Origin of the sequence: Methylobacterium nigriterrae, assembly GCF_037106235.1 — a bacterium.
GTDB lineage: Bacteria > Pseudomonadota > Alphaproteobacteria > Rhizobiales > Beijerinckiaceae > Methylobacterium > Methylobacterium nigriterrae.
The window spans coordinates 1-286 of the sequence record NZ_JBAWTG010000758.1 but is presented as its reverse complement, the minus strand read 5'-3'; the positions used below and the strand labels follow the sequence as shown (position 1 = coordinate 286).

General features: G+C 56.3%; 3 tRNA genes. All 3 read left to right on the top strand.

Going from position 1 to position 286, the window contains the following annotated elements:
• Nucleotides 1-47: 47 nt before the first annotated feature.
• Nucleotides 48-124, top strand: a tRNA-Met gene (locus tag WDW90_RS39040).
• 3 nt (nt 125-127) lie between these two features.
• Nucleotides 128-203: transfer RNA gene (locus WDW90_RS39035), tRNA-Asp, on the top strand.
• A gap of 5 nt (nt 204-208) precedes the next feature.
• Nucleotides 209-281 (top strand) — tRNA-Phe (locus WDW90_RS39030).
• Nucleotides 282-286: the final 5 nt, after the last annotated feature.

Genomic DNA, 286 nt, shown 5'->3' with positions numbered 1-286 from the left:
CATTTTCTTAAGAAAATGGCATGCAGAAAGCAGTAAATCAATATCGTCGCGGGGTGGAGCAGTCTGGTAGCTCGTCGGGCTCATAACCCGAAGGTCGCAGGTTCAAATCCTGTCCCCGCAACCAAACGGTCCCGTGGTGTAGCGGTTAACATGCCTGCCTGTCACGCAGGAGATCGCCGGTTCGATCCCGGTCGGGACCGCCAGTTATGGCTCGGTAGCTCAGTCGGTAGAGCAGAGGACTGAAAATCCTCGTGTCGGCGGTTCGATTCCGTCCCGAGCCACTTCT